The sequence below is a fragment of the Paraburkholderia sp. PREW-6R genome (assembly GCF_039621805.1).
Lineage (GTDB): Bacteria > Pseudomonadota > Gammaproteobacteria > Burkholderiales > Burkholderiaceae > Paraburkholderia.
Genome location: NZ_CP155073.1, coordinates 1,280,991 through 1,306,377 on the forward strand (window position 1 = coordinate 1,280,991; position 25,387 = coordinate 1,306,377).

Annotated in this window: 17 protein-coding genes and 1 riboswitch; of the genes, 12 read left to right on the plus strand and 5 right to left on the minus strand. The window is 65.5% G+C overall.

The features are described 5' to 3' along the window. The first annotated feature begins 358 nt into the window (after positions 1-358). Positions 359-1,597 (plus strand): cystathionine gamma-synthase family protein, encoded by a 1,239-nt coding sequence (locus tag AAGS40_RS05540; RefSeq protein WP_345813715.1) that lies wholly within the window; start codon positions 359-361, stop codon positions 1,595-1,597. Positions 1,598-1,701: 104 nt separating this feature from the next. Then, positions 1,702-2,652, plus strand: a complete 951-nt coding sequence (locus AAGS40_RS05545; protein ID WP_345813716.1) for a GGDEF domain-containing protein — start codon at positions 1,702-1,704, stop codon at positions 2,650-2,652. A 36-nt stretch (positions 2,653-2,688) separates the two neighbouring features. On the opposite strand, the gene crcB is transcribed toward AAGS40_RS05545, so the two are convergent. After that, complete coding sequence (crcB, locus tag AAGS40_RS05550; RefSeq protein WP_345813717.1) at positions 2,689-3,069, minus strand: fluoride efflux transporter CrcB; 381 nt, start codon at positions 3,067-3,069, stop codon at positions 2,689-2,691. Between the two features lie 87 nt (positions 3,070-3,156). Beyond that, a riboswitch (Fluoride riboswitch) is annotated at positions 3,157-3,218 on the minus strand. A gap of 280 nt (positions 3,219-3,498) precedes the next feature. Between crcB and AAGS40_RS05555 the strand changes: the two genes are divergently transcribed. Next, positions 3,499-5,160 carry an ATP-binding protein gene (locus AAGS40_RS05555; RefSeq protein WP_345813718.1) on the plus strand — a complete coding sequence of 554 codons (1,662 nt, stop codon included), beginning with the start codon at positions 3,499-3,501 and terminating at the stop codon, positions 5,158-5,160. Positions 5,161-5,314: 154 nt separating this feature from the next. Here AAGS40_RS05555 and AAGS40_RS05560 read toward each other — a convergent pair whose 3' ends face one another. Both AAGS40_RS05560 and AAGS40_RS05565 read right to left on the minus strand, forming a co-directional pair. Further along, positions 5,315-5,641 (minus strand): hypothetical protein, encoded by a 327-nt coding sequence (locus tag AAGS40_RS05560; RefSeq protein WP_345813720.1) that lies wholly within the window; start codon positions 5,639-5,641, stop codon positions 5,315-5,317. A gap of 163 nt (positions 5,642-5,804) precedes the next feature. Beyond that, positions 5,805-6,386: a DJ-1/PfpI family protein gene (locus tag AAGS40_RS05565; RefSeq protein WP_345813721.1), complete on the minus strand. Its 582-nt coding sequence runs from the start codon at positions 6,384-6,386 to the stop codon at positions 5,805-5,807. A gap of 247 nt (positions 6,387-6,633) precedes the next feature. Here AAGS40_RS05565 and AAGS40_RS05570 point away from each other — a divergent pair, with 247 nt between their 5' ends. The 4 genes from AAGS40_RS05570 (at position 6,634) to AAGS40_RS05585 (ending at position 11,267) form a co-directional block, all read left to right on the plus strand. Further along, positions 6,634-7,113, plus strand: coding sequence for a hypothetical protein (locus AAGS40_RS05570; protein ID WP_345813722.1), 480 nt, complete (start codon positions 6,634-6,636; stop codon positions 7,111-7,113). 94 nt (positions 7,114-7,207) lie between these two features. After that, positions 7,208-7,663: an Rrf2 family transcriptional regulator gene (locus AAGS40_RS05575; protein WP_345813723.1), complete on the plus strand. Its 456-nt coding sequence runs from the start codon at positions 7,208-7,210 to the stop codon at positions 7,661-7,663. Between the two features lie 127 nt (positions 7,664-7,790). Next, on the plus strand, positions 7,791-8,438 hold the full coding sequence (locus AAGS40_RS05580; RefSeq protein ID WP_345813724.1) for an NAD(P)H-binding protein: 648 nt from the start codon (positions 7,791-7,793) through the stop codon (positions 8,436-8,438). Positions 8,439-8,624: 186 nt separating this feature from the next. Next, the gene (locus AAGS40_RS05585; protein WP_345813725.1) at positions 8,625-11,267 is read left to right on the plus strand and encodes a mechanosensitive ion channel family protein; all 2,643 of its coding nucleotides are present in this window, start codon (positions 8,625-8,627) and stop codon (positions 11,265-11,267) included. 22 nt (positions 11,268-11,289) lie between these two features. On the opposite strand, the gene AAGS40_RS05590 is transcribed toward AAGS40_RS05585, so the two are convergent. Continuing rightward, a complete protein-coding gene (locus AAGS40_RS05590; RefSeq protein ID WP_345813726.1) occupies positions 11,290-12,024 on the minus strand; it encodes a cysteine dioxygenase family protein in 735 nt (244 codons plus the stop codon). A gap of 136 nt (positions 12,025-12,160) precedes the next feature. On the opposite strand from AAGS40_RS05590, the gene AAGS40_RS05595 reads away from it, so the two are divergent. Next, on the plus strand, positions 12,161-12,637 hold the full coding sequence (locus AAGS40_RS05595) for an Lrp/AsnC family transcriptional regulator (RefSeq protein WP_345814281.1): 477 nt from the start codon (positions 12,161-12,163) through the stop codon (positions 12,635-12,637). A gap of 154 nt (positions 12,638-12,791) precedes the next feature. Further along, a complete protein-coding gene (locus tag AAGS40_RS05600; RefSeq protein ID WP_345814283.1) occupies positions 12,792-13,001 on the plus strand; it encodes a hypothetical protein in 210 nt (69 codons plus the stop codon). 177 nt (positions 13,002-13,178) lie between these two features. On the opposite strand, the gene AAGS40_RS05605 is transcribed toward AAGS40_RS05600, so the two are convergent. Beyond that, the gene (locus tag AAGS40_RS05605) at positions 13,179-15,800 is read right to left on the minus strand and encodes an FUSC family membrane protein (protein WP_345813727.1); all 2,622 of its coding nucleotides are present in this window, start codon (positions 15,798-15,800) and stop codon (positions 13,179-13,181) included. 242 nt (positions 15,801-16,042) lie between these two features. Here AAGS40_RS05605 and recC point away from each other — a divergent pair, with 242 nt between their 5' ends. The 3 genes from recC to AAGS40_RS05620 are packed head-to-tail and all read left to right on the plus strand — an operon-like array spanning position 16,043 to position 25,370. Further along, positions 16,043-19,426: an exodeoxyribonuclease V subunit gamma gene (gene recC, locus AAGS40_RS05610; protein WP_345813728.1), complete on the plus strand. Its 3,384-nt coding sequence runs from the start codon at positions 16,043-16,045 to the stop codon at positions 19,424-19,426. Beyond that, complete coding sequence (recB, locus tag AAGS40_RS05615; RefSeq protein ID WP_345813729.1) at positions 19,423-23,118, plus strand: exodeoxyribonuclease V subunit beta; 3,696 nt, start codon at positions 19,423-19,425, stop codon at positions 23,116-23,118. Before recC ends, recB begins: the two co-directional genes overlap by 4 nt. Further along, positions 23,115-25,370, plus strand: a complete 2,256-nt coding sequence (locus AAGS40_RS05620; protein ID WP_345813730.1) for an AAA family ATPase — start codon at positions 23,115-23,117, stop codon at positions 25,368-25,370. The genes recB and AAGS40_RS05620 overlap by 4 nt, the downstream gene beginning before the upstream one ends. The last annotated feature ends 17 nt before the right edge of the window (positions 25,371-25,387 follow it).

Consider the following 25,387-nt stretch of genomic DNA (forward strand, 5'->3'; position numbering starts at 1 on the left):
CAGTGGGTGGTCGCATGCTTGAGCATGCCGCCCTCGCAGTCCGCGCCACGCGCCGTCCAGTCAGCCGCAACTTCTGTTTGCCGGTGTGACCTTCGAAATACCGTCTCTCAGGTTCTAGCACGGCCCTCGGAATGGCTAGAACTTTTAAGGCGCTACGGAAACGTGGCGCCTTTTTTTTCGTCTTTCCTCGTTCTTTATCTGTCCGTTTTACCGTCTCCTGGCAACGTACTGTCGCGACCGTTTTCAGCACGCATAGCCTCCAGCTTGCGGCGTATGAGTGTCGACCCGCAAGCGGTCCGAGCCTCACCACCCGCAGTGTAGAATCGATTGTTCATTCCCGCCGACTCCTACACCGCATATGAATACCAAAGGCTTTACCACGGGTCTCGTCCACGCTGATCGAAACGCCGGTGTCGAACACGGCGCGTTGCGGCAACCCATTCACACGTCGGTTCAATATGGATTCGATCGGGTAGAAGACCTGATCGGCGTTTTCCAGGGCACGAAAAAAGGCGCGTTCAATTATGCGCGGCAGGGCACGCCCACCACGGCGGCGCTCGAGGCGAAAATCACGCAATTCGAGGACGGTCGCGGCACGGTCTGTTTCGGCACCGGCATGGCGGCGATTTCCGCGGTTTTTCTGACCCTGCTGCGCGCCGGCGACCACCTGATTTCAAGCCGCTACGTGTTCGGCAACACCAATAGCCTGTTCGGCACGCTGAGAAAGCTCGGCGTCGAAGTGACGACAGTCGACGCCGGTTCGATCGACGCCGTTGCAGAAGCCGTGCGGCCGAATACCCGCATGGTTTTCGTCGAGACCATTGCGAATCCCGGCACGCAGGTGCCCGACCTGGACGCGCTCGGTGCGCTGTGCCGCGACAAGGGCCTGCTCTACGTGGTCGACAACACGATCACCTCGCCGGCGCTTTTTCGTCCGAAGACGGTCGGCGCGAGTCTGGTAATCAATTCGCTGACCAAAACAATTGCCGGTCACGGCGCGGCACTGGGCGGCGCGGTGACCGATACCGGCGAGTTCGCGTGGCAGCATTACCCGAACATCGCGGAGGAGTACCGTCGCTCCAATCCGGCCGACTGGGGCCTGTTGCAGATCCGCAAGAAAGGGTTGCGTGACATGGGCGGCTCGCTGTCGTCGGAACAGGCGCATCAGATCGGCCTTGGCGCGGAGACAATGGCGTTGCGCGTGGGCAGGAGCAGTGACAATGCGCTCGCGCTCGCCCGCTTTCTGCAAGGGCACCGTGCGATTCAGAAGGTTCACTATCCGGGTCTGGAGTCGCATCCGCAATACGCGATCGCGAAGAAGCTGTTCAGCAGCAGTTCGTGGCTGCTGTCGTTCGAACTGCGCGATCCCGCTCGCATGATCGACGTCGTGAACCGCCTGCAATTGCCCGTCAAGGCTACCGGCCTGGGTGACACGCGTTCGCTCGTCATTCCGGTCGCGCCGACCATCTTTTTCGAAGCGGGGCCCGAGGTGCGGCAATCCATGGGCATCGCGGACGGCATGGTGCGTCTGTCTGTCGGTATCGAAGAACTTGACGATCTGATCGCGGACTTCGAGCAGGCGCTCGCCGCAGCCTGATCCAGGGCGCGTCAGACCCGCGCTGCGCCGGCCGTCGACGCGGGTTCGTCTTCGGCATGTTTCGTGCTCACGTATGGCACAAACATGCAACACGCACAAGAGAGATGAACCCGATTCTGGACCTTGCCGCCAACCCCGCCGGTTTGCAGGCGCTGCTGGGCGCGCTGGACGGTCCGCATCTGCTGGTCGGCATTTACGATCCTTCCGATCGTCTCGAATTCGCCAACGCCACCTTCAGGCAGGCGTTCCAGCTCGACGACACGACGCACCCGATGACCTTCGCCGACGTGATCCTGCATGGCGTCCTCAGGCGCTGCGGGACGCGCATCGACCGTAGCGACGTGCAGGACTTCATCGCCGATACGCAGGCACGGCGGCGCGCAAAGCCGGGACAGCGCACGTTCGCGACCGATCTCGTCGACGGGCGCTGGTTCTGGATGAACGAGACGCTGCTCGAAAACGGCTGGCTGACCGTGATCGGCACGGAGATCTCGGCGCTGCGGCATGGCGAGCAGGCGCTGATCGCAGCGCGCGACCGCGCGCTGCACGAAGCACGCACCGACGCGCTGACGGGTCTCGCCAACCGGCGCCATTCGCTGTCGTATCTGGAGCTGACGATCTCGGCGTTCGTCCCGGCCGCCGTCCCGCTTGCCGTTGCGCTGATCGATCTCGATCACTTCAAACTTATCAACGACACTCACGGCCATGCCGCCGGCGACGCCGTGCTGCGCGATTTTGCCGATGTCAGCCGGGCCGCGATGCGGCAGTCGGATCTGGTCGGGCGAATCGGCGGCGAAGAATTCCTGCTGGTGTTTCCCGGCACGTCCGTCGACGACGCCGCAGCGGCCGTCGAGCGGATGCGCGACAGCCTCGCCGAACGAAGCGTGTTCATCCAGGGCCACGCGCCGATTGTTTATTCGTTCTCAAGCGGGGTATGCGGCGTGGAACCGACCGACGACGTCAACACGGCGCTCGCCCGCGCCGACCGCGCGCTCTATGCGGCCAAACGCACGGGCAGAAACCGGGTGGTGTCGCGTCACGCCGGACACGTGTGAGCGCTGGCGGCGTTCCGAGCCGGGCAGGCGCCGTTCTCAGCGTGTGACGAACGACACCGTGGCGATGCCGAGCGCCGTCATCAGCAACGACGCGCCCACGTGAACGACGATTTCGCCGGCTGCCCAGCCAAGCCGTCCGTCCTGCAGGCGCTGCACGACTTCCGCTGAAAAACTGGAGAAGGTGGACAGACCGCCCATCAGACCGGTGATGACGAACAGCCGCCATTCCGGGGCGAGCTGCGGCGTGCGCGCAAAGCCCGCGACCGCGATGCCAATCACATAGCCTGCAATCAGGTTCGACGCCAGCGTGCCGAGCGGCAAGTCCGGCAACACGGCGTTCAGGCGGATGCCGAGCACCCAGCGCAACAGCGAGCCGAGCGCACCGCCGAGGGCGACCGCGAAGATGGACCAATACATGAATGTGGGCTGGCTAAATCGGAAGAGCCGGAAATTGGACAGAACGGACAACGCAAGGGCACGCGATGCCGCGTCCGCATTTATCCGGGCGAAGCAGGCATCATCAGCCACGAGGGCGGTTAATGGAGAATGCCATCTCCAGCGCGCAGTCTATCATCGGGGGCGGCATGTGGGGCCAGGTTGGACGGGGCGTGCCATTATGCGCAGTGCTATCGGTGACGGAAGCGCTGCGGCGCTGCATCGTCTTCAATCTGCTTTCTGTTTCATTCACAAAGTCCAACGTCGCAGTGGCTGCCATCGGCCGGTCGGCAAGGCACGCCGTCAAAGACTATTCAATGGCGTGCTGTCTTTGTTTTCCAGGCAAACGCCGACATAATGTCCCGTCTCTGACCCTTCCCCTGACCGCCAGGACCCGTCCCCAACGCGCGCATGAGACTCACCACCAAAGGCCTGCTGCTGATCGCGATTCCGGCCGTCTTCGAACTCGCGTTGTTGTCCGGACTCGTCAAGGCGCAGTCCGAGGCGGCGCTGGCGGAGCGTTGGGCGGTCCACAGCGAAGACGTACTGCGCCAGACCACCGCGATTCTCGACCCGGTGCTGGGCGAGTCAGTCGCGCTGCGCGGCGCAGTGCTCGCCAACGACACGCATTTCGCCACGCCGGTGACGGTATGGATGGACGTCGACCGGCGCATCGACCAGCTGGCCGATCTCGTCGCCGACAATCCGGCGCAGGTCGAGCGTGTGGTGCAGGTGCGGCAAGCGGTCCAGGCGTATCGTCAATGGTCGGATCGGGTGCAGGACCTGTTGCATTCCGGGCGGCGCCGCGACGTGCTCGACCGCTTCCGCGAACTCGCGTCATCGGACGTGCTCGATCGCTTCCGGCAACAGGTGAGCGGCTTTCAGACCGAGGAGCGTCGTCTCGACACGTTGCGCTCCAATGCCGCCGGCGCCGCCCGTGAGCGCCAGCAAACGCTGATCGTCGCCGCGGTGTGCGGCTCGCTGCTGTTCGTCGCGCTCGCGTTCTGGCTATTCACGCGCGGCTTGCGCGGCCGGCTCGCCGCGCTGTCCGACAACGCCGGGCGGCTTGCGAGCAACGAACCGCTTGCGCCAATCGACGCAGGCGAGGACGAAATCGCGCGGCTCGATCTGACCTTGCACGAAACCAGCCGGCGTCTGCTGGAAGCGGAGCGCATCCAGGCGCGCTTCCAGGCGGATCTCACGCGCCGTACGAACGAACTCGCCCGCATCAACGAGACCTTGCGGCAGCAAACCCAGGAAAACGAAATGTTCATCTACAGCGTGTCGCACGATCTGCGCGCGCCGCTGGTGAACCTGCAGGGCTTTTCGAAGGAGCTGATCCGTTCCTGCGACGATCTGCGCGTGGCCGTGCGCGACTCGTCGCTGCCCGTGCAGACGAGGCAGCGCATCGGGCAGGTGATCGAGGACGACATCGGCGAAGCGCTGCACTACCTGCAGACAGCGGTGACGCGTGCGTCGCACATCATCGACGCGCTGTTGCGGCTCTCGCGGGTCGGCCGCGTGGAGTACCGGCAGCAGAAAGTCGAGGTGCGCGATATCGTGCCGCGCGTGATCGACGCGATGCAAGGTTCGATCCGCACGCACCGTGCGCGCGTGAGCGTCGGCGAGCTGCCGGCGGTTTGGGGTGATCCGACCGCGCTCGAACAGGTGTTCGCCAACCTGATCGGCAATGCGGTGAATTATCTGGACCCGTCGCGCGAAGGCCGGATCGAGATTGGCACGACACCGGCGCCGCCGGGCGTCCATTCGCTGAGGATTTTTTACGTGCGCGACAACGGGATGGGCATTCCGGCGGTCGCGCTGCCGCGGCTATTCAACGCGTTCCAGCGTTTGCACGGCAATGCGGTGGCGGGTGAAGGCATCGGGCTCGCACTGGTGCGGCGGATGGTCGAGCGGCACGGCGGCCGGATCTGGGTGGAGTCGAAAGAAGGCGTGGGGACGACGTTTTACGTGTCGCTTCCGGAAGGCGACGCGCGGGCGGCAAACGTGCCGCCCCAGTCGCCAGATCCGCAGCAGGCGCCCGAGCGGGAAGTGTTCGGCGATGTGCGCTAGCTGTCCCAGCACGTGACAGGCGCAACGCGCACGCTGCACCTGTCAGTCACCACGATGTCAGGCCTCACGCATCGCTCGGTACGCCCGGGTCCGCTGCGCCGCACCGCGGCTGTCGAGCCGGATGTCAGCATGCGTAGCCGTGCGATTGCGGCGCTCAATATGCGGTGAAGAGCCGCCGCGGTTTCAGCAACTGATGGCCGCGAATGGAGCAATAGCAGCCGAACGCAAACAGAATGGCGACGCCCGCGAGCGATTCGAGCGGCGCCGGCCGCAGGCCGAGCAGGCCGTCGAGCGCAAAGAGGCAGCGGGCGACGATCAGCAACGCGGCCCACCACGAGCAGGCCGCTTGCACGAACATGCGGGCGGCGGCCAGCCGGCGTGCGCGGTTTTCGCGTGACCCGTTCGCCGGCGTTCGCGCACAGAAAAATGCGATGGCCAACAGCGCGATGGCGAGGACGACGATCCAGTCGGTGAGTTCCATTGAAAACGCTCCTAAGTTCACCGGCGACTATAGGAAAGCGCTTGCCCGCGCACCATCGGACGAGTCTCAAATAGCCGGACAGGCGAACGCGCCACGCGGGCGGCGCGTTCACTATCGGGACGGGGCAGGGGCGTGGCCGCGTTCGGGCCACGGGACGAGCCGCTCAGAGCTCGATGCGCGTGCCGAGCAGCACAAGGAACTGACGCAGCCATTCGGGATGCGCGGGCCACGCGGGCGCGGTGACGAAGTTGCCGTCGGTGATCGCGGCGTCGACGGGAATGTCGGCGTACTCGCCGCCCGCCAGTTTCACTTCAGGCGCGCACGCCGGATAGGCTGAAATGCGCTTGCCGCGTATCACGTCGGCGGCAGCCAGCAGCTGGGCCGCGTGACAGATCGCGGCGATCGGCTTGCCGGCCTCGGCGAACTGCCGCACGAGTTCGATCACCTTATGGTTCAGCCGCAGGTATTCGGGCGCGCGACCGCCGGCAATGGCGAGCGCGTCGTACTGACGCGGATCGGCGTCATCGAAGCTCGCGTTGAGCGTGAACTGATGGCCCGGCTTTTCCGTGTAGGTCTGGTCGCCCTCGAAGTCATGGATCGCAGTCTTGATGCGATCGCCCGCTTTTTTGTCCGGACAGACTGCGTCGACGACATGGCCGACCGCCTGCAATGCCTGGAACGGCACCATCGTTTCATAGTCCTCGGCGAAGTCGCCGGTCAGAAACAGGATTTTCTTTGCTGCCATCGTATGCCTCCAATTGATCTGCGGAACACATCGAACGCCAACTGGCGCTCAACGAGTCTACTCCAACGCGTTTGACAGAACCGCGACGGGCGGCCGGCCGTCCAACCGCTTGAGCATGGGCGGCAACGCACGCGCTCAAGCGGCGTGGCGCGTGACGCGCGTTTTACTGAGTGACCGTGCCGCTCAACGGCGTATCATTGGCCCGTTTTCGCACGCGGAAGCCGCTTCGAACGGCTCACACCTCACCATGATTGCATCCATTGATTCTCCGTTGCTGCGGCGCGCGGCTGTCGTGCTGGTCGTGTTTGGCGGCTTGGCGGCCTGCCAGAAAAATGACGCGACCGCAGGGCAGGTAGCCGGCAAGCTGAACGACGTAGCGCAGGTCGCCGGTCAGAAAATGGACCAGGCCGCGAGCTACGTCGGCCAGCAGGTCGACGCAACCAAGGCGGCCACGGAACAGAACCTCCAGGCTGCGGCCTCCGGTCCGTCCATCAATCTCGACCCCGGTGCGCTCGCTTCGACCGCCCAGGCCAATCTGCAAAGCGCGGCCAGCGCGACCCACGCGCAACTCGGCAAGGCCGCGTCGCTGACCGGGCAGGGGCTCGAGACGGCCGGGCGCAAGCTGCAGGAATGGTCGGCGCAAAGCTCGGCTTCGGCGGCCAATGCGTCGGCGTCGTCGACAGGAACGGGCGACTCGAGCGACGCGCAAAAGCAGATGGACAAATGACGGGCCCGACGCCTTCGGCGCGCGCCGCCTGTTTGACAGACCGCTCAAATGTAACTAATGTGGTCACACATTTCGATTGCCCGGCAGGTTTGTCGTGAATACGAGTAGCCGGTTTGCGTTCGCGGTACATGTGCTTGCGTTGCTTTCCCTGCAGCAGGGCGTGCCGCTTTCGTCGGACATGATTGCGGGGAGCGTGAACACGAATCCCGTGTTGATCCGTCGCCTGCTGAGCATGCTGGCGCAAGCGGGGCTGACCACTTCGCAGCTTGGCGCAGGCGGCGGAGCGATACTCGCGCGCGCGCCGGAGCAGATCACGCTGCTCGACGTCTACCGCGCGGTGGACGACGCGCAGCTCTTCGCATTGCACCGCGAAGAGCCGAACCCGGCCTGCATGGTCGGGCGCAATATCCAGGTCGTGCTGCGTGGCATCGTCGACGAAGCGCAGCAGGCAATGGAAGCGTCGCTCGGTGCGCGCACGCTGGCCGACGCCACCGCGGACGTGGTACGTGCTGAACGGGCGCGGGAACGCAAGCGGCGTTCGCAAGCCTGACGTGTACAGAAAGACGCACTCATCGCGAGGGCGTACAGGAACGGAAAAGACGAGGCTCGCGCCTCTCTTTTTTCTTTAAATATGTAATCATCGCAGTTACACATCAGCCATTACAGGAGCACGAAGAATGACTAAGCCATTGAAAATCGCGTTGTTCGGCGCCACCGGCATGATCGGTTCGCGGATTGCCGCGGAAGCCGCGCGACGAGGCCATCAGGTGACGGCGTTAGTGCGCGATCCGGCGCGTGTGCCGGACGGTGTGGCGAATTTGAAGGCCGCGCAGGCCGACCTGCTCGACGCCGCCAGCGTGGGCGCCGCGCTGCGTGGTCACGACGTGGCGGCAAGCGCGTACGCGCCGCCGCCGGATGATCTCGCCGCGCTCGACCGCGCCACTAGAGCATTGGTCGACGGCATGCGCGCGGCAGGGCTCAAGCGGCTCGTCGTCGTGGGCGGCGCGGGATCGCTGCAGGTGGCGCCGGGCAAACAGCTCGTCGACACGGAGGGCTTCCCTGATGCTTACAAGGGCGTCGCGCTCGCGCACCGGAATGTGCTGGCGCTGTACCGTGATACGGCGGACCTCGACTGGACGTTTTTCGCGCCCGCCGCGCTGATCGCGCCGGGCGAGCGCACCGGCACGTTCCGCACCGGCGTGAACACGCTGTTGGTCGACGCGCAAGGCAACAGCCAGATTTCGGCGGAAGACTATGCGATTGCTTTCGTCGACGAACTGGAGCAAGGCCGCCTGATTCGGCAGATCGCGACGGCGGCGTATTGAAAACCGGAAGATGTGGCGCGACCGTGGGCCGACCGCGCCCGACATGAGTAGGTGGCGGCCCGGCCACGTCTCGCGGTGCAGCCCATCCTCGGCTGCAAGCTTGCTCTAACAATCCGTTACGCAACTTAGGTTGCACCGGGTAGAACTGACGCTACACTGGCGTCTCCCGTTTTCCTACGGATTGCCATGCAGTCACGCCCGCCGCTGCGTGAGTCCGGGGCTGCGCCGTTTAACGGCGGGCAGCCGGCGTCTCGCGCCGTCTTTGATGTTTCTCCCGCCTACGCAAGGTCTTGCCGTCATGCGCGTGCCCGCGTGACGCGCCGGCTGCGCGCGTGGGTAGCCGTGCTGTGCGTCGTGCTGATGCTGTGCGCCAGCTGGTCCTTGCCTGCCACCGCGCAGGCCGCCGGCGCAACCCCCAACCCGGTCATTCCCGCGCTGCAAAGCCTGATCAACAGCGCGACGGCGACGCCCGCGTCCGGGACCTCGGGCGCTTCGGCGGCAGACGCGGCGTCCGCGCCGTCGCCGGCCAGCCAGGCCGAACTCGCCCGTTCGCTCGACAGCGTCATCAGCACGCTCGACAACGACCGGCAGCGCACCGCGCTCGTCGCCCAGCTCAAAAAGTTGCGCGAGGTGTCGCAAAACGTCGCGCAGCCTGCGCCCGCGCAACCGAGTCCGGGTTTGCTGGGCGCGATCGCGTCGGGTATCGCGTCGTTCGAATCCGACGTTCATGAGGGCCGCACACCCGTGCGCTACTGGAGCGGGCGCTTCAACGCGGCCGCCAACGAGCTTTACACGATCATCTCGGGCCAGGGTCACGAAAGCTTCGGCCGCATCCTGTTTTCGATGATCGCGATGCTGGCGGGTTGGGGCGCCTGCGCAGGCGCGCTGATCTATCTGCAGCACCGTCTTTACTTGCGCCTCGGGATCGTGCTGAGCCTGCACCCGAATCCGACCACGCGCGAGTTGCTGATCTTCGCGCTGCGCCGCGTCGGTCCGTGGATCATCGCGTTCCTGGCCGCGCTGCTGTTCGTGCGCGCGATGCCCGACGCGCTCGGCCGCACGCTCGGCATGGTGGTGGCCTATGCGATCGTCGCCGGCGCGGTGTTCTCGGCAATCTGCCTGATCATGTTCTCGCTGTTCGGCTCCGGTCACCGGCGCATCGCGGTGCGCCAACTGATCGATCACGCGCGCAGGCTGCTGTTCGTGGTCGGCGTGTGTGGTGCGCTGGGCGACGCTGCGGTGAATTACGACGTCGCGCATCAGCTCGGCACCAACCTCGCCGCGCTGATTTCGACGGTGGCGAACATGACGGCAGCGGTGCTGACCGGCTACTTCGCGCTCGCATTCCGGCGGCCGGTCGCGCATCTGATCCGCAACCGGCCGTATCAGCAGCGCTCCGACCACAAAGCCGCGACCGACGCGTTCGACGTGCTCGCCGCGCTCTGGCACGTGCCCGTGCTGGTGCTGGCGACGGCTTCCGTGGTCGCGACGCTCGGCGGCTCGGGGTCGAGCGAAAACGTGCTGCAGATTTCGGTGGTCACCGCGCTGCTGCTCGTGCTGGCATTTTTCCTGTCGGCCATCGTGCTGCGCGTGACGCGGCCGCGCAGCGCCCGCGCGCGTCGGCGCTCGCCCTATCTCACGCGTCTGCTGCGTTTTTTCGGGACTTTGCTGACGCTTTTCATCTGGCTTTTTTTCTTTGAACTTGCCGCGCGCCTGTGGGGCGTGTCGCTCGCGGAGATGGTCGAAGAAAACGTGGCGGCTCGCGGCATCGCGCATGCGGTGACGGCGATCGTCGCCACCTGCTTCCTCGCGTGGCTGCTGTGGATACTGGTCGATACCGCGATCACCGAGGCGCTCAATCCCGGCGCGCCGCGCAACAAGTCGCGCTCGCCGAGCATGCGCGCGCGCACCATGCTGCCGCTCGTGCGCAACGTGCTGCTCGTCACGATCATGACGATCGCGGGCATCGTCACGGCAGCCAATCTCGGGATCAATGTGACGCCGCTGCTTGCCGGCGCAGGCGTGATCGGTCTTGCGATCGGGTTTGGCGCGCAGTCGCTCGTGACCGACCTGATCACGGGCCTGTTCATCATCATCGAGGACACGATTTCGGTCGGCGACTGGATCGACGTGGACGGCGGCCACGCGGGCACGGTCGAACACCTGTCGATCCGCACCGTGCGGCTGCGCGACGGACAGGGCGCCATTCACGCGATTCCGTTCTCCCAGATCAAGATCGTCAAGAACCTGTCGCGCGACTTCGCGTATGCGGTGTTCGAGGTGCGCATGGCGTTCTCCACCGACGTCGATGAGATCACGCAACTGATCCGCGAAGTGGGCGCCGATCTGATGGCCGACTTCCGTTACCGGCGCGAGATGCTGGGTCCGATCGAGGTCTGGGGACTGGACCGGTTCGACCCGAACTGGATGGTCGTGAAAGGCCAGATCAAGACGCGGCCTTTGCAGCAATGGAGCGTCGCGCGCGCGTTCAATCTGCGGCTCAAACGCAAGATGGACGAAGCCGGGATCGAGATCCCGGTGCCGCAAATGCGGGTGTACACGTCGTCGAAGGATGAAGAAGGCCAGCCTTTGCAGGACGACGATGCGCCCGCGCCGGCTTCACACGAGCCCGGCGTGGAGCCTGGGACCAGGCATGGGGCGACTCAGGGTGAGACGGTGGCAAATAAGTCGGCTTTGCGAACGGCCCGCGCCGGCGTAGCGGTGGCGCGGGATGTGTCGCACGAGCCGCGCCCCGCGCCTCCGCCTACCGGTCAGACCGCACCAATTCCGCCGCAGATCCCGACCGCCGGCGAAGCGGGGAAGACCTAGTCGACGTGGTTGAGTTCGCGCGTCAGGCGCCGCGCTCTGCGAGCGCCGGCGTTCCGGCAGCGCGGACGACATCATTCACATGCGTTGCCATCTGCGCGCCCGCGACGCCGTAGATATGCAGTGAAACGGCGGGCGCATCGCTGTCGTTTCCGAGCCGGTGAATACCGCCGCGGCCGCCACGCACGAACGACACTGCGCCGCCACGGCGCGCCTGGGTCCGCGTCGCGCTTGCACAATGCTGCGCGCCGTTCCATTCGAAAATCGTTTCAGTCAACGCGCCTTCGAGCACCGCGTAGCCGCACCACGTGTGATGCGCGTGCACCGGACTCGCCTGACCCGGCAGCCAGACCAGCGCAGCGACCGCATACCGGCCGTGCGGATCGGACGCGAGCAGGTGGCGCCGGTAAGCAAGCTCGGACCCTTCGCGCTGCGACGGCAGGAGCAGGGCGGGACTGGCCGCCGCCTGGGCAAGCGCGACCCGCATGCTGCGCGCGAAGAATGTCGAACTGGATGGTTCGGAGAGATGTGCGCAGGCGTCGAACACGGCGTCCAACGTATCGCATAGTTGCGCGAGCGGCGTGCTGCGGTGAGTGGATGGGCAGCTCCCCAACGGGCGGTCCCTCAACGGGCCGTCCGGAAACGGGCCTTCCCCCAAAGGGCCCTCCCGAAACGGGCCGTTGCGATCGGTGTCTCTGAGCGTGTGGCCGGCAGGGCTGGTGGAACGTGTGATGAGCGGCAGTCGGAAGTCGGCAGTCATGAGGTGTGGCAGTCGTATCGCTGCGTGTTGGTTTTTTTCGATAGCGACATTTATACCCGTTTGCCTGGAGAAAGAGTTTCCATATAATTCCCTTCGAAAACACATAAGTAGAATAATTTCCTATAGGGGTGTCATGATGGGAATGGATATCATCGACCGCAGGCTGCTTGAATTGCTTCAGGAAGACGCCACCATGCCGATCGCGGAGCTGGCGCAACGTGTGAACCTGTCGCAAACGCCGTGCTGGAAAAGGCTGCAGCGATTGAAGGAGGCCGGTGTGATTCGCGCGCAAGTCGCGCTTTGCGATGCGCGCAAACTCGGGGTGGGTACGACGGTGTTCGTGGCGGTACGCACGAACCAGCACACCGAAGCATGGGCGCAGACTTTCACGCATGCCGTTCAGTCCATTCCCGAAGTCGTCGAGGTGTACCGGATGAGCGGCGAGACAGACTATTTACTGCGCGTGGTGGTGTCCGACATCGACGACTACGACCGCGTGTACAAACTTCTGATTGCTGCCGTGCCGCTTTACGACGTGAGCTCCAGCTTCGCGATGGAGCAGATTAAATATTCGACAGCGTTGCCAGTGCGTCCGGCGGTCGTGACCGGTTAGCGCGCAGTGCCATTGACGTGCGGTTAAGGCAGGCCAGCCCTATATACTTCGTGTGCCGGGTGCAGGTCGGTTGCAAGCCGTATGCAAGCCCAGCCGGCGTAAAATGCCGCCTTCCCGCCACTATCGCGACCGTCTCGCCAACCAGACCCGCCTCATGAACAAACCGCCGCGCAAGAAGAATCCGACGTTTGGCATTGCCGTTTTCATCGTGGTCGCGGTGCTGCTCGTCATCGCCACGTTGTTTTATAACGCCATCAAGGAAAAGCGGGACTTCGACAACCAGAACGCGCCGGGGCCTTCGATTTCATCCGAAGCGGCAGCCGCAGCAACTGCCGCGAAGCCGGCGAGCGGGTCGGCGCAGTAAAGACGCACGTAAAGACGCAAGTAAAGAGGCGAGTAAAGACGCAACTAAGGCGCAACTAAGGCGCAACAGACCTGGATTAAACGCGCGCAGGAGGCGCAGCGTTTTGATCGTTCGATCCGCGTCCCTCTTCCGCCTGTGCAGTGTGTAGCCAATGGGAAACTGCCAGGGTGGGGTTCATCAGTCCGGCAGACGAATCACGCTTGCATCCTTGCGAATTAGCGCCGCTGCCGAGAGCATCTGCTTGCACTGATGCGCGAGCAGCTTCATGTCATGGACAGCGTCCGCCGAATACTCCGGCGACTTTTCCGCCTCGACCACCATCGCGTCGAGTTCGCGGTTGATCAACTTGATCTGCTCGCCCTGGTCGGCTGGCGGGGCCGTGCCGGCCTCGGCCTCGGTGAGGTTGTCGCGCACCACGCTCAGTGCGCGTTGCAGCGGCTGCAGCGAGACGCTCTCGGCCTGCTGCGCGGAGGTGCGTAGCAGCGGTGCGGCGGCCGTGATCTGCGACGCGAGGCCATGACTGCGCACGAGCAGTCCGTTGAGTTCCGGCACGAACTTCTGCGCGGACTTCGGCTCCAGCATCATCCGTTGAAACGCCTGGCCCAGATTCGCGAACGCTACGTGCACGTTCTTGCGGGCGAGGCGGTACCGGTAGTCGCGGTCGAGCGCCGTGGCGGCCGCCGCCGCGGCGGGCGAGGCGCCGGCGGTCTGTCTCGCGGTTGCGTTGCTGATGGTCGTGGTGTCGGCGCTGGTGTCGGGATCGGGGGCGGGGGCCGTAGGAGGTGGCGCGGCCGCCTTCACGATGGTGTCCGTGTCAGCGGGGCTGCTCGAACGCAGGGCGATATCGCCAGCGTTGGCGGCAACGCTGGCACCCACAGAACCCACAGAATCCACAGAACCCACAGAACCCACAGAACCCACAGAACCCACAGAACCCACAGAACCACCAGCCCGGCCAACACTGCCTGCGCCACCCGCAGCAGACAGCGCCGGCTTCGCGAATTCGATTGCCGGGTCGGTCATCGCGGCAGCCGGCGCGCGCGCGCCGGCTTCCGTGACGGTCGCGACGTCGGCGGCGGCAGGTTTGCCGCTCCACCACCAGCTTGCCTCGAGATACTGGCGGGTCGCGCTGATCATGTTGTTGACGAGCTTGCCCATCAAGCGATATTCCCAGTACGGGAACAGATGGCTCGCGGCGATGGCGATCGCGCATCCCACCACCGTGTCGATAGCGCGCTCGCCGATGATGCGCATGCTGCCCGGCGCGAGCAGATGGAACATCAGCAGCACATACGAAGAGGTGAACACCACGCTCGCCGCGTAGTTGAAGAGCAGCAGGCTGTAGCTCATCACCATCGACGCGAACATCACCACGAGCAGAATGTGCGGCTCCTTCACGAAGATCATCAACGCGATGCTCGCCGCGCAGCCGATCAACGTGCCGACAATCCGCTGCCCGTTGCGTTGCTTGGTCAGCGAATATCCAGGCTTCAGAATGATGACGGTGGTCATCACGATCCAGTAAGCATTGGTCAACGGCAACAGACGGCCAAGCCAGAAACCCACGGCGACCGCGATCGTCACGCGCAGCGCGTGCCGGAAGCTAGGCGACGCCATTGTCAGGTTCGAGAAGATCTGGCCGAACGGCACGCGGCGGCTCGACACGAACCGGGTGAGCGCCTGGTCGAGACGCAGTTCGGTTTCGGTGATACGCGCGTCGCTCGACAGGCTCTTGCGCATCTTGTCGATGAGCCGCGTTGCGCTCCAGATGCGCCGGAACGTCGACGAGATCGCGGAATACGCCTCCGGATTCTTGCCGGGCAGATCCTGCTTGCGCATCACTTCGATCTCGAATTCGATCGCGCGCAGTTCCGCCTTCACGTTCACGCGCTGGCGTGGCGCATGATTCTGCAGCACCGCGAGGCCGATCTCTTCTAGATCGGCGGCCGACTTGCGAATCAGATCGCGATAGAACACCAGCAGATCGGAGCCGCCGAACGTGGTGCGCACGAGCGGATAATCGGTATGCGCGCCGACGAAAAGCTCATGCAGGTCGACGGTGTTGATGAACAGGTTGAACAGCATCGCGCGGCGCGGTTCGAGCTTGCCGCTTTTCAGTCTCGGCAGATTGCGCAGAACGATATCGCGCGCGGCATCCTGACGATCCACCGCGGCGATCTGCTTGTTGACGAGGTTGCGGTAGCACTCGTCCAGATCGTTATCCAGATCGTAGAACGCGGCGCGCGCAAGCAGATAGTCGGCACAGGCGAAGACGCTTTCGGCGAGCGCCTGCTGTTCGATCCGATGCATCATCCAGCGGCTCACGAACGTGGACCAGTATGTGTACCAGAGGCCGCCCACCAGGATCCACGATGCATTGACGAGCGCCTGCATGGGCGTGAAGTGCTCCTCCAGCGTCATGATCATCATGAAGAGCGTGGCGAAGCTGATCTGCGGCCAGCGGTTGCCGTACACCACGATCAGCGAGAGCACGAACGTGAGCGGCACGACCGTGCACCACAACGCGACCGAATTGACGGTGGCAAGACCGGTGGCGAGCGCGGACAGGAAGCCGATCACCGTGCAGGCCAGCATCTCGTTGTGCTTGTATTTCAACGGACCGGGCATGTCGACCACGCATGCGCCGAGCGCGCCGGTCGCGATCGTAAAGCCGAGTTCCCGATCGTGAAACACGATCAGACATACGACGGCCGGCAAGGACACGCCGACTGCGATGCGCAGGCCGCCATAGAAGTACTGGCTATAAAGAAATTTTTTTATTTCAACCGAATAGCGCATCGACTGCCTGGATTCCATTCACTGAGAAAACCGCGGTTGAACGGGCAACCGGATTCACCCCGGCGCAGCAAGGGCAGACCAGATTGCCGACGAGTCTAACTGATTTTGCGTCTGATCTGACCTCGTCCATTCGGCCAGGTTCTGCCTTGGGAGCGCGTTTGCTATGCTGTCGTCTCACTGTCCGCGCCACTGTCTCCGGCGGTCCGCACACCGCGTGCGCGCCGCGTGCATCTACAGGATCCATGCTCCAGCTCTTCTATTCGAACCGCTATGAAACGCTTGTCGGCGCGCTGCTCGACGATCTCGCGCAGTTGCCATCCGACCCGTGGACGGCCCAGCCCGTGATCGTCCCGAGCGCGGCCGTGAGGCGGCGGCTCGAACTCGATATCGCCGCGCGCCAGGGTATCTGCGCTAACGTGAATTTCGGTTACCTCGCGCAATGGCTGTGGGCGCAGATCGGCGGTGTGATCGAGGTGCCGAAGCATTCGCCGTTCGCGCCTGACCGGCTCGTATGGCGTTGTTACCGGCTGCTGGGTGAGACGGACGAAGCGTTGCCCTGGAATGCGTCGCCGCGTCTGCGCACCTATCTGGATGCGGCGGACGCCTCCATGCGTTATGAACTCGCACAGCGCGTCGCTACGGTGCTGGACCACTATCTGACCTATCGTCCCGAATGGCTGCTCCAGTGGCAAAAGGGCGGCTCGATCTTCGCAGGCGGCGCGGCGGACGACACCGGTCCGCGCCTCGTGGGCGCGAGCCCGGCCGCGCGAGAAGACGAGCGCTGGCAGGCCGCGCTATGGCGCGCGGTGCTGGCGGAAGTGGCTGGCGGCGCGCAAACGGCCGCCGCCGCATTGCCGCCCGCCTATCGCTTCCTCGAAGAATTCAGCACGCTCGAGCTTGATGCGATTGCCAACGCGAAGTGGCCGGAAGCGGTCAGCGTGTTCGCGCTGCCCACCATGCCGCCGCTGCACATTGCGTTGCTGCGTGCGTTATCGCGCTGGGTGGACGTGCGTCTGTACGTGATGAATCCGTGCCGCGAATTCTGGTTCGACGTGGTCAGCGCGGGGCGCGTCGAAGCGCTCGACGCCGCGGGTCAGCTCGACTATCAGGAGGTCGGTCACCCGCTGCTCGCCGAGTGGGGCCGCCAGACCCAGGCGCAACTGCACATGCTGCATGAACTGACCGAAAGCGCGGCGTCGGAAGAAACGGGCGACTTCACCCCCAACCCCGAGCCGAGCTGGCTCGCAGCGGTGCAGAACGGCATTCTCGACCTGCGCCCGGAAGCGGAGGTCGAGGCGCCACCCGTCGAGCGCGGCATCGAGGTGCATGTTTGCCATAGCCTGTCGCGGCAGCTCGAAGTGCTGCATGACCGCCTGCTTGGCTGGTTCGACGAGTTCGACGATCTGCAACCGTCGGACGTGCTCGTCGCCGTGTCCGATCTCGCGGCGGCAGGTCCGCTGATCGATGCGGTGTTCGGCACGTCGCCCGCTGGAGATACGCGGCGCATTCCGTATCGCATCACGGGTTTGCCGCCGTCGCAGGCCAATCCGGTTGCGCGGTTGCTGCTCGACTGGCTGGCCTTGCCCGAGCGCAGCGTGGGCGCGCCGGATCTGATCGAATGGCTGCGCGTGGACGCGGTTGCCGCGCGTTACGAAATCGACGCGGGCTCGCTCGAAGCGGCGCAGGAATGGCTCGCTGCGGCCGGCGCGCGGCGCGGCCTTGCGCCGGTCGAGCCGAGCGGCGAACACGTGCCCATTGCGCGTCACACATTCGCTGACGCGCTGACGCGCCTCTATCTCGGCTACGCGATGCCGGACGGCGGCGAGCCGGTGGACGACTGGCTGCCCGTCGAAGGCGCGGACGGCTCCGGCGCGGAACTGCTTGGCCGCCTGTCGCGTTTCGTCGACGACATCGAATGCTTTGCCGCGCAATGCGCACAGGAACGCACGCCGGCTCAATGGACGCAACTGCTGCTCGAAACGCTCGCGCAGTCGTTCGATGGCGGTGTCGAATTTGCTGATTCGCTCGCTGCCGTGCGGGACGCGATCGACAAGATGGGCGACGCCATGCACGGCGGCGCGCAAGACGTAACGCTGCCCGCCGCCGTGGTGCGCGGCGCGCTCACACAAGCGCTGGACGACCCTGCGCGTGGCGGCGTGCCGTGGGGCAGCGTGACGTTTTCATCGCTGACCAGTCTGCGTGGGTTGCCGTATCGCATCGTCTGTCTGCTCGGCATGGACGATGGCGTGCTGCCGAGTCTTGCCCGCGCCGACGAGTTCGATCTGATGGCCGCGTTCGGCAAGGCGGGCGACCGCCAGCGTCGCGACGACGAACGCAACCTGTTTCTCGACTTGCTGCTCGCCGCGCGCGAGCGTCTATTCATCGCCTATACGGGCCGCAGCATTCGCGATAACGCGCCACTGCCGCCCGCCGCGCTGGTCGACGAACTGCTCGATCATCTCGCGCAAGTTTCGGCGGGGGCCGACGCAAGTCCGCCCCGGATCGAGCAGGCGCGCCGTGCGTTTATCGTCGATCATCCGTTGCAGGCATTCGCGTCCGACTATTTCACATCGGCGCGCGAGTTGTTCACCTATGATCCGGATCGCGCCGAGCTGGCAACGTTGCTCGCGTTGCCGCGGCAGCCGGCGCACGCGCCGTTCTTCGATCAACCGCTGCCGCCAGAAGATGATTCCGCGCCGGTCGCATTCGATGAATTCGTGCGTTTCTGGCGTCACCCGGCGCGCGCGTTGTTGCGCGATCGCCTGGGCATCGTGTTGGCCAACGCGCAAGGCGAGTTGCTGGACACCGAGCCGTTCGAGCTCGACTACTCAGGACGCGACGCACTGGCGGAGCGTCTGCTTCCCGTGCTGCTCGACGGTGAAGGCTACGACAGCGACGACCAGATGTTCGAGCGCGTGCGCCGTGTCGCGGCGGCGAGCCCCGAGTTGCCGGGCGGCGCGACGGGCGCGGTATGGCGCGCCCGCGAACTCGGCGCGCTGCGTCAGCTTGCGGACAGCGTGCGCCGCGAGGTCGCGTCGGGCGTCGAGCGTTTGCCTTTCGTGCTCGACATCGTGCCGCGCTGGCCCGACAGCGCCGACATCGCGGGCGCGCTGTTCGGTCCGCATGACGCGGCGCTGCGCAAGGCCGCTCAAACGCCGTTCCAGCTGCACGGTACATTGAATCTGTTGACCGAAACAGGACAAGTGATTTTCCGTTACGCCAAACCTGCCGCTCGCGACTATCTGTCCGCGTGGCTCGCTCACCTCGTCTATTGCGCGGCTCAGCCTGATGGGCCACGCCGCACGATCTGGTACGGCAGCGGCGAAAGCTTTGAGCTTGCGCCGGTTGCGCAACCGCTCGCGGAACTCGCGCCGCTGGCCGCCCTGTTCAGGGCAGGGCGCATGCTGCCCCTGCGCTTCTTTCCGAAAAGCGCGTGGGTCCGGGTCAGCGAGAGCGACGCCGCCGCCCAGGGCGTCTGGGTCAACGACCGCGTGCGCGGCGAATCCGACGATCCCGCTTTGCGCATCGCGCTGCGCGGCACACCGTTCACGCTCGACGAACCGTTCGGCAGCCTCGCCGCGATCGTGTTCAAACCGCTTCTGCAACATCTGCGGAGCGCGTCATGAGCGCCGCTCTTCAGCATCGCGCACTCGTGGCCGAAGAACTCGACGTTTTCGCCTGTTCGCTCGACGGCGTGAATCAGATCGAGGCTTCCGCAGGAACGGGCAAGACGTGGAATATCTGCGCGCTGTATGTTCGGCTGTTGCTCGAAAAGAATCTGAATGCGGACCAGATTCTCGTCGTCACGTTCACGAAGGCGGCGACGGCGGAATTGCACGAGCGGATTCGCGGGCGTCTCGCCGAGTTGCATCGCGCCATCGAAACGGGCGACGACGGCGACGATCCGTTTATCCGTCGGCTGTTCGAAACCACGCTGGCGCCGCAGCGAGGGATCGATCCGCAAGCCGCGTTGAAGGTCGTGCGGCGTGCGCTGCGCACCTTCGACCAGGCCGCGATCCATACGATCCATGCGTTCTGCCAGCGCGCGTTGCAGGAGGCGCCGTTCGCCGCGGCGATGCCGTTCGCGTTCGAAATGGAAGCCGACGATGCAGCCTTGCGCTTCGAAATGGCGGCCGATTTCTGGCGTGAGGAGGTGGAACCGGTCGCGCACGCGCATCCCGCGTTCGCAGCCTGGCTGGTGGCGAAGCGCGCGGGCCCGGCGTCGCTCGACGCGCAGTTGGCCCGACGTCTTAAAAAGCCGCTCGCACAGTTACGCTGGGGTCAGCTGGATGCGAGCGGCAGCGGCAGCGATTCGCAAGCCGGCTTCGACGCCGCGTGCGCGGTCTGGCGCGAGGAGCGCGACGCGATCGTCAGTCTGCTGACGCAGGTGCAGGACCGTCTGAGCAAAACGTCGCACAAGCCCGACCATGTGAGCGCCGCCGTTGCCGCGTGGAACGATTATTTTGCGCAGGGCGATTGCCATGCGCCGCCGCCGCGCGCTGCGCTAAAGCTGACGGCATCGGCGCTGAAGAAAGCGACGAAGGTGAAGTTCGATCCGCCCGAGCATCCGTTCTTCGAACACGCCGAAGCTCTGGCGGCGGCCGTGATCGCAACCGAGGCGGCGCAACGCTCCCGCTGGCTCTCGCTCGTGCAGACGTGGCTCGACCATGCGCCGGCCGAACTGGTGGCGCGCAAACGCACGCGCCGCGTCGTATCGTTCGACGATCTGCTGTCCAATCTGTACCGGGCGCTGGCGGCTCACCCATGGCTCGCGGATGCGTTGCGGGCCCGTTACCCGGCCGCGCTGATCGACGAGTTCCAGGACACGGACCCGCTACAGTTCGCGATTTTCAGCCGCATCTTTGCGCCGGCCGGCCCGCTTTTCCTGGTCGGCGATCCAAAGCAGGCCATCTACAGTTTCCGCGCAGCGGATCTGCATACGTATCTCGCCGCCCGGGAGGCCGCGTCCGCGTGCTACACGCTCGCGGTCAATCAACGCTCCACTGCGCCGATCGTAGAGGCGTGCAACCGCTTCTTCGAAGCCAACCCGCGGGCGTTCGTGCTCGACGGTCTCGACTATCAGCCGGTGCGCGCCGGCGAGCGGCACCGGCCGCCGTTCATCGATCCGGATACTAGCGCGGGCGACTTCCGCATCTGGACGTTGCCGCAAGGCGAAGCCGCGCTGGCGAAGCGTGCCGCACAGCGCGAGGCAAGCGAAGCGTGTGCCGCCGAAATCGTGCGACTGCTGCGCGGCGCACGCGAGGGCGCCGTCAGGATCGGCGACGCGCCGCTCGCGCCCGGCGATATCGCGGTGCTCGTCCAGACGCACAGGCAGGGCAGTCTGATCAAGCACGTGCTGGCTGCGTGGGGCGTTGGCAGCGTGGAACTGGCGCAGGCGTCGGTGTTCGCGACGCTCGACGCTGAACAGATCGAGCGTGTGCTGGCTGCGGTCGATACGCCCGGCGATCTGCGCCGTTTGCGCGCCGCGCTCGCCACCGATTGGCTCGGACTGGACGCAGCCGCGCTATGGCGGCTCGAGCAGGTGGTGGACGCACCCGCACCCGCCGACGATCCTGCGCATGCCGCCGATGCGATGGGCTGGGTCGAGCGTTTCTCGCGTTATCGCGCGCTCTGGCACGAACGCGGTTTCGCGGTGATGTGGCGCACGCTGATGCGCGAGCTGCGCGTTGCGCAGCGTTTGGTGGCGGGACCGGATGGCGAGCGTCGCCTGACGAACGTCAATCATCTGGCCGAGCTGGTGCAGGCGCGCGCGGCCACGCAGCCCGGCATCGCGCCAACCTTGCGCTGGCTGGCCGCACAGCGCGACCAGGGCGGTGGTGAAGACGCGCAATTGCGGCTCGAATCGGACCGCAATCTGGTGCAGATCGTCACCGTGCATAAATCGAAGGGCCTTGAATATGCGGTGGTGTTCTGTCCGTTCCTGAACGATGGCGGACTGCGCGAGCCGCCGTCTTCGGGTCTGCCCGACGCACGCGAATATCACGATGACACTGGCGACGCGGTGCTCCACTACGGGTGCGACGATGAAGAGGCCGAACGCGCCGCGCGTTACGCATCGCGCGAGCAGGCGGCGGAGCGGGCGCGGCTGGTCTACGTTGCGCTGACGCGCGCGGTGTACCGGTGTTATCTGGTGGCCGGCACCTATCTGTCGGCGCGCTCCACGAAAGAGTCGCGCAGGAGCGTGCTGAACTGGCTGGTTGGCGGCAGCGGCCACAATTTCGATGACTGGCTCGCCGAGCCGCCAGACGACGCCGCGTTGGCGGCGAGCTGGCACGCGTTGGGTGGCGGTCCCGTTTCGCTGCAGCCGTTGCCCAAGGTCGACCGGCCCACGCCGCTGGAAAGTTATCAGGAAAGCGGCGCGCGGATGCAGGCGCGCGCGAGCCGTCGAGCATTGCGCGACCAATGGCGCATGGCGAGCTTCAGCGGTCTGATTGCCGCGGGCAGCAAAACGGACGAAGCGCACGCTGCCGCCGCGGAAGACGTGCGGCCCGATCACGACGAGATCGCCGACGCCGTGGTGATCCCGCCAACGCCCGCGCCGCCAACACCGTCCTACGCGCAGGACGACATCCTCGGCTTCCCGCGCGGCGCAGCCGCGGGCGACTGTCTGCATCGCATGTTCGAACTCGCGGACTTCAGCGATCCGCACACGTGGCCGGACGCCATTCGCGGCGCTCTGCGCGAGCGTCCCGCACCGGCCACGCCCGAACTCGCCGCGCGCCTGCCTGGGATGATGCATAACCTGCTCGCAGACGTCGTCAACACGGAGCTTGTTCCCGGCATGAAACTGGCGGCGCTCGATCCGCAGCGGCGGCTCAACGAAATGGAGTTTCTGTTCGCGTCGCCATCGCTCGATTTTCCCGCGCTGCGCGCGTTGCTGATCGAACATGGCTATCCGGACGTGGCGTTGGAGCCGGGCGTCTTGCGCGGTTTCGTGAAGGGATTCATCGACATGATCGTCGAGCATGCCGGGCGTTTCTGGATCGTGGACTGGAAGTCGAACCATCTCGGCGACACCGCCGCGGATTATGCGGCGGCGCCGCTCGAAGCGGCCATGGCGAGCCATGCGTATCACCTGCAGGCGCTGCTCTACACGGTGGCGCTGCATCGCTATCTGAAAACCCGCGTACGCGGCTATTCGTACGACACCCACATCGGCGGCTATCTGTATCTGTTTATTCGCGGCGTGCGTCCCGGCTGGCGCGACGCGCAAAGCGCGGCGGGGGTCCACATGCGGCGGCCCGCGTTCGAACTGGTCGCGCTACTCGATGCGGCGATGATCGGAGGGGCGGTATGAGTACGCCAGAGCAGATTCCGGCCGCGGTGCCCGCGATCGACGACATCGGCATCACGCTGCCCGCGCCCGCTGATTTCAGTCTGGCGCTTGCCGAAGGTTTTGCGCGACGTATCGGCACGCTGGCAGCGCGTAGCGGTGCATCGCAGGAGGCAGTGAAATGGGCGGCGCGTGGTGCGTTCGCCGCAAGCCGCGCCACCGCTGAGGGGCACGTTTGCGTGCCGTTGACGGCACTCGCGCGACGCTTCGACGCGTCGGCCGCCGATGTGCGAGCGGCGTTATTCGCAAGCGGCCTGGCGAGCGACGGCTCGACGAGCGCAGCGGCGCTGCGGCCCCTGGTTGTCGACGGCCAGGGTCGGCTTTATCTCGCGCGTTACTACGATTACGAGCGCAGGCTTGCCCGTTCGCTGGTTGGGCACGCAGGCGGGGCGCAAGGCGGCGGTCGTGCGAAAGTTCAGGCGCGGTCTGCCGCGACGCGGGGCGCGGGCGAGCTCGGGGATACCGGACTGGGCGCTGTCGCCAACGCCAATGCTGACGCCGACCTCAACGCCAACCTCAACGCGCTCTCCCAGCGCCTGCTGCGCTACTTCGGTCCGCCGAAGGACGACGAAGTCGACTGGCAACGCGTTGCCGCGGTCGCGGCGCTGTCGGGTCAGCTTACGATCGTGAGCGGCGGCCCGGGCACCGGCAAGACGACCACCGTCGTCGGCGTGCTCGCGTGTCTGCTGGACGAGCACCCGGACTTGCGCATCGCGCTCTCCGCGCCCACCGGCAAGGCGGCGCAGCGCATGCAGGAGGCGCTCCTCGCGAGAGCCGGCGACCTGCCGCCCGCGCTCGCCGCGCGGCTGCCGCAGACGTCGTACACGTTGCATCGTCTGCTGGGCTCGGGGCCGGGCGGTCGCTTCCGGCATCATCGCGACAATCCGCTGCCGTACGACGTGGTGGTGATCGACGAGGCATCCATGATCGACGTCGCAATGGCCGCGCATCTGCTCGACGCGATTGCGCCGCGCACACGTCTCGTGATGCTCGGCGACAAGGATCAGCTCGCCGCCGTGGAGGCCGGCGCGGTGTTCGCCGAACTCAGCGCGCGTCCAGCGTTCACACAGCAAGGCTTGCAACGTGTCGCCGCCGCGCTGGGCATCGAACCCACGCGGCTGGCGCGAGCGCTGCCGCGTACGTCCGCCGATCGTGCCGATGGTCTCGATGTTGACTCGGAGCCGGACTTCGCAACGCGAACATCGCGCGGCAATATCGCGGCGCCGGCCGACGATCTCTTTGCCCAAGCCGCGCCCGATTTGCTGCCGCCCGCCGATCTGTTCGACGACATACCGGCCGCCGATCTGAACGCGCCGTGGCCCGAAGCGGATCAGTCAGCGCAAGCGCAAGGCGCTTATCCGTCGGCCGATTCGGTCGTCTGGCTGGAGCGCAATTACCGTTTCGGACTCGAATCGCCGATTGGGCGGCTGTCGCTCGCCATTCGCAACGGTTCGGCGAGCGAGGCGCTCGACGTCTTGCGCATCGATCCCAACGAGGATTGCTCAGCGGCACTTTACGAGGACACGCATGCGACACCGGCGCAGCGCACGGTCGCGCGTCTTGCCGCCGGTTTCGAGCCCTATGCGAATGCGCTTGCTACCGCGCTTGCGTCGCCTGCGCCGGACCCCGAGCCGCTCTTCGACGCGCTCAACCGTTTTCGCATCCTGTGCGCAACGAGATCGGGTCCGCGCGGCGTCGATCAGGTGAATGTGGCGATGTCGGCGCAGGTAAGGCGCGCAGCGGGCGTGACGCCGGCGGTGGGCGCACACTGGTTCGCGGGCCGGCCCGTGATGGTGACGCGCAACGATTACGCGCTCGGCCTGTTCAACGGTGATATCGGGATTGCATTGCCGGGCGCGGGCGGCGCATTGCGCGTCTACTTCCGTACCGGCGATGGTGGTCTGCGAGCCGTGTCGCCCGCCGCGCTGCCGCCGCATGACACTGCGTTTGCGCTGACTGTCCATAAGTCGCAGGGGTCGGAGTTCGACCATGCGGTGTTGATGCTGCCGTCGGTCTTTAGCCGTGTGCTGTCGCGCGAACTCGTTTATACGGCGATCACCCGCGCGCGTGAGCGGGTGGACGTGATCGGTGCACGCGCGGTGCTGGCGCAGGCAATCGCCACGCCGACACAACGGGACTCAGGACTTGCCGCCAGAATCGCCGAGGCGTGGCGGCACTGGCAGGATGCGGGTGGAGCGGAGCGGCGCCGCCGATAACACGGCCGCGCGGCGAG

What these genes read in the sequence shown, in the direction of transcription:
- AAGS40_RS05540 (WP_345813715.1), top strand. Translation starts at nt 359, where the DNA reads ATGAATACCAAAGGCTTTACCACGGGTCTCGTCCACGCTGATCGAAAC.
- AAGS40_RS05545 (WP_345813716.1), top strand. Translation starts at nt 1,702, where the DNA reads ATGAACCCGATTCTGGACCTTGCCGCCAACCCCGCCGGTTTGCAGGCG.
- crcB (WP_345813717.1), bottom strand. Translation starts at nt 3,069, where the DNA reads ATGTATTGGTCCATCTTCGCGGTCGCCCTCGGCGGTGCGCTCGGCTCG.
- AAGS40_RS05555 (WP_345813718.1), top strand. Translation starts at nt 3,499, where the DNA reads ATGAGACTCACCACCAAAGGCCTGCTGCTGATCGCGATTCCGGCCGTC.
- AAGS40_RS05560 (WP_345813720.1), bottom strand. Translation starts at nt 5,641, where the DNA reads ATGGAACTCACCGACTGGATCGTCGTCCTCGCCATCGCGCTGTTGGCC.
- AAGS40_RS05565 (WP_345813721.1), bottom strand. Translation starts at nt 6,386, where the DNA reads ATGGCAGCAAAGAAAATCCTGTTTCTGACCGGCGACTTCGCCGAGGAC.
- AAGS40_RS05570 (WP_345813722.1), top strand. Translation starts at nt 6,634, where the DNA reads ATGATTGCATCCATTGATTCTCCGTTGCTGCGGCGCGCGGCTGTCGTG.
- AAGS40_RS05580 (WP_345813724.1), top strand. Translation starts at nt 7,791, where the DNA reads ATGACTAAGCCATTGAAAATCGCGTTGTTCGGCGCCACCGGCATGATC.
- AAGS40_RS05585 (WP_345813725.1), top strand. Translation starts at nt 8,625, where the DNA reads ATGCAGTCACGCCCGCCGCTGCGTGAGTCCGGGGCTGCGCCGTTTAAC.
- AAGS40_RS05590 (WP_345813726.1), bottom strand. Translation starts at nt 12,024, where the DNA reads ATGACTGCCGACTTCCGACTGCCGCTCATCACACGTTCCACCAGCCCT.
- AAGS40_RS05595 (WP_345814281.1), top strand. Translation starts at nt 12,161, where the DNA reads ATGGGAATGGATATCATCGACCGCAGGCTGCTTGAATTGCTTCAGGAA.
- AAGS40_RS05600 (WP_345814283.1), top strand. Translation starts at nt 12,792, where the DNA reads ATGAACAAACCGCCGCGCAAGAAGAATCCGACGTTTGGCATTGCCGTT.
- AAGS40_RS05605 (WP_345813727.1), bottom strand. Translation starts at nt 15,800, where the DNA reads ATGCGCTATTCGGTTGAAATAAAAAAATTTCTTTATAGCCAGTACTTC.
- recC (WP_345813728.1), top strand. Translation starts at nt 16,043, where the DNA reads ATGCTCCAGCTCTTCTATTCGAACCGCTATGAAACGCTTGTCGGCGCG.
- recB (WP_345813729.1), top strand. Translation starts at nt 19,423, where the DNA reads ATGAGCGCCGCTCTTCAGCATCGCGCACTCGTGGCCGAAGAACTCGAC.
- AAGS40_RS05620 (WP_345813730.1), top strand. Translation starts at nt 23,115, where the DNA reads ATGAGTACGCCAGAGCAGATTCCGGCCGCGGTGCCCGCGATCGACGAC.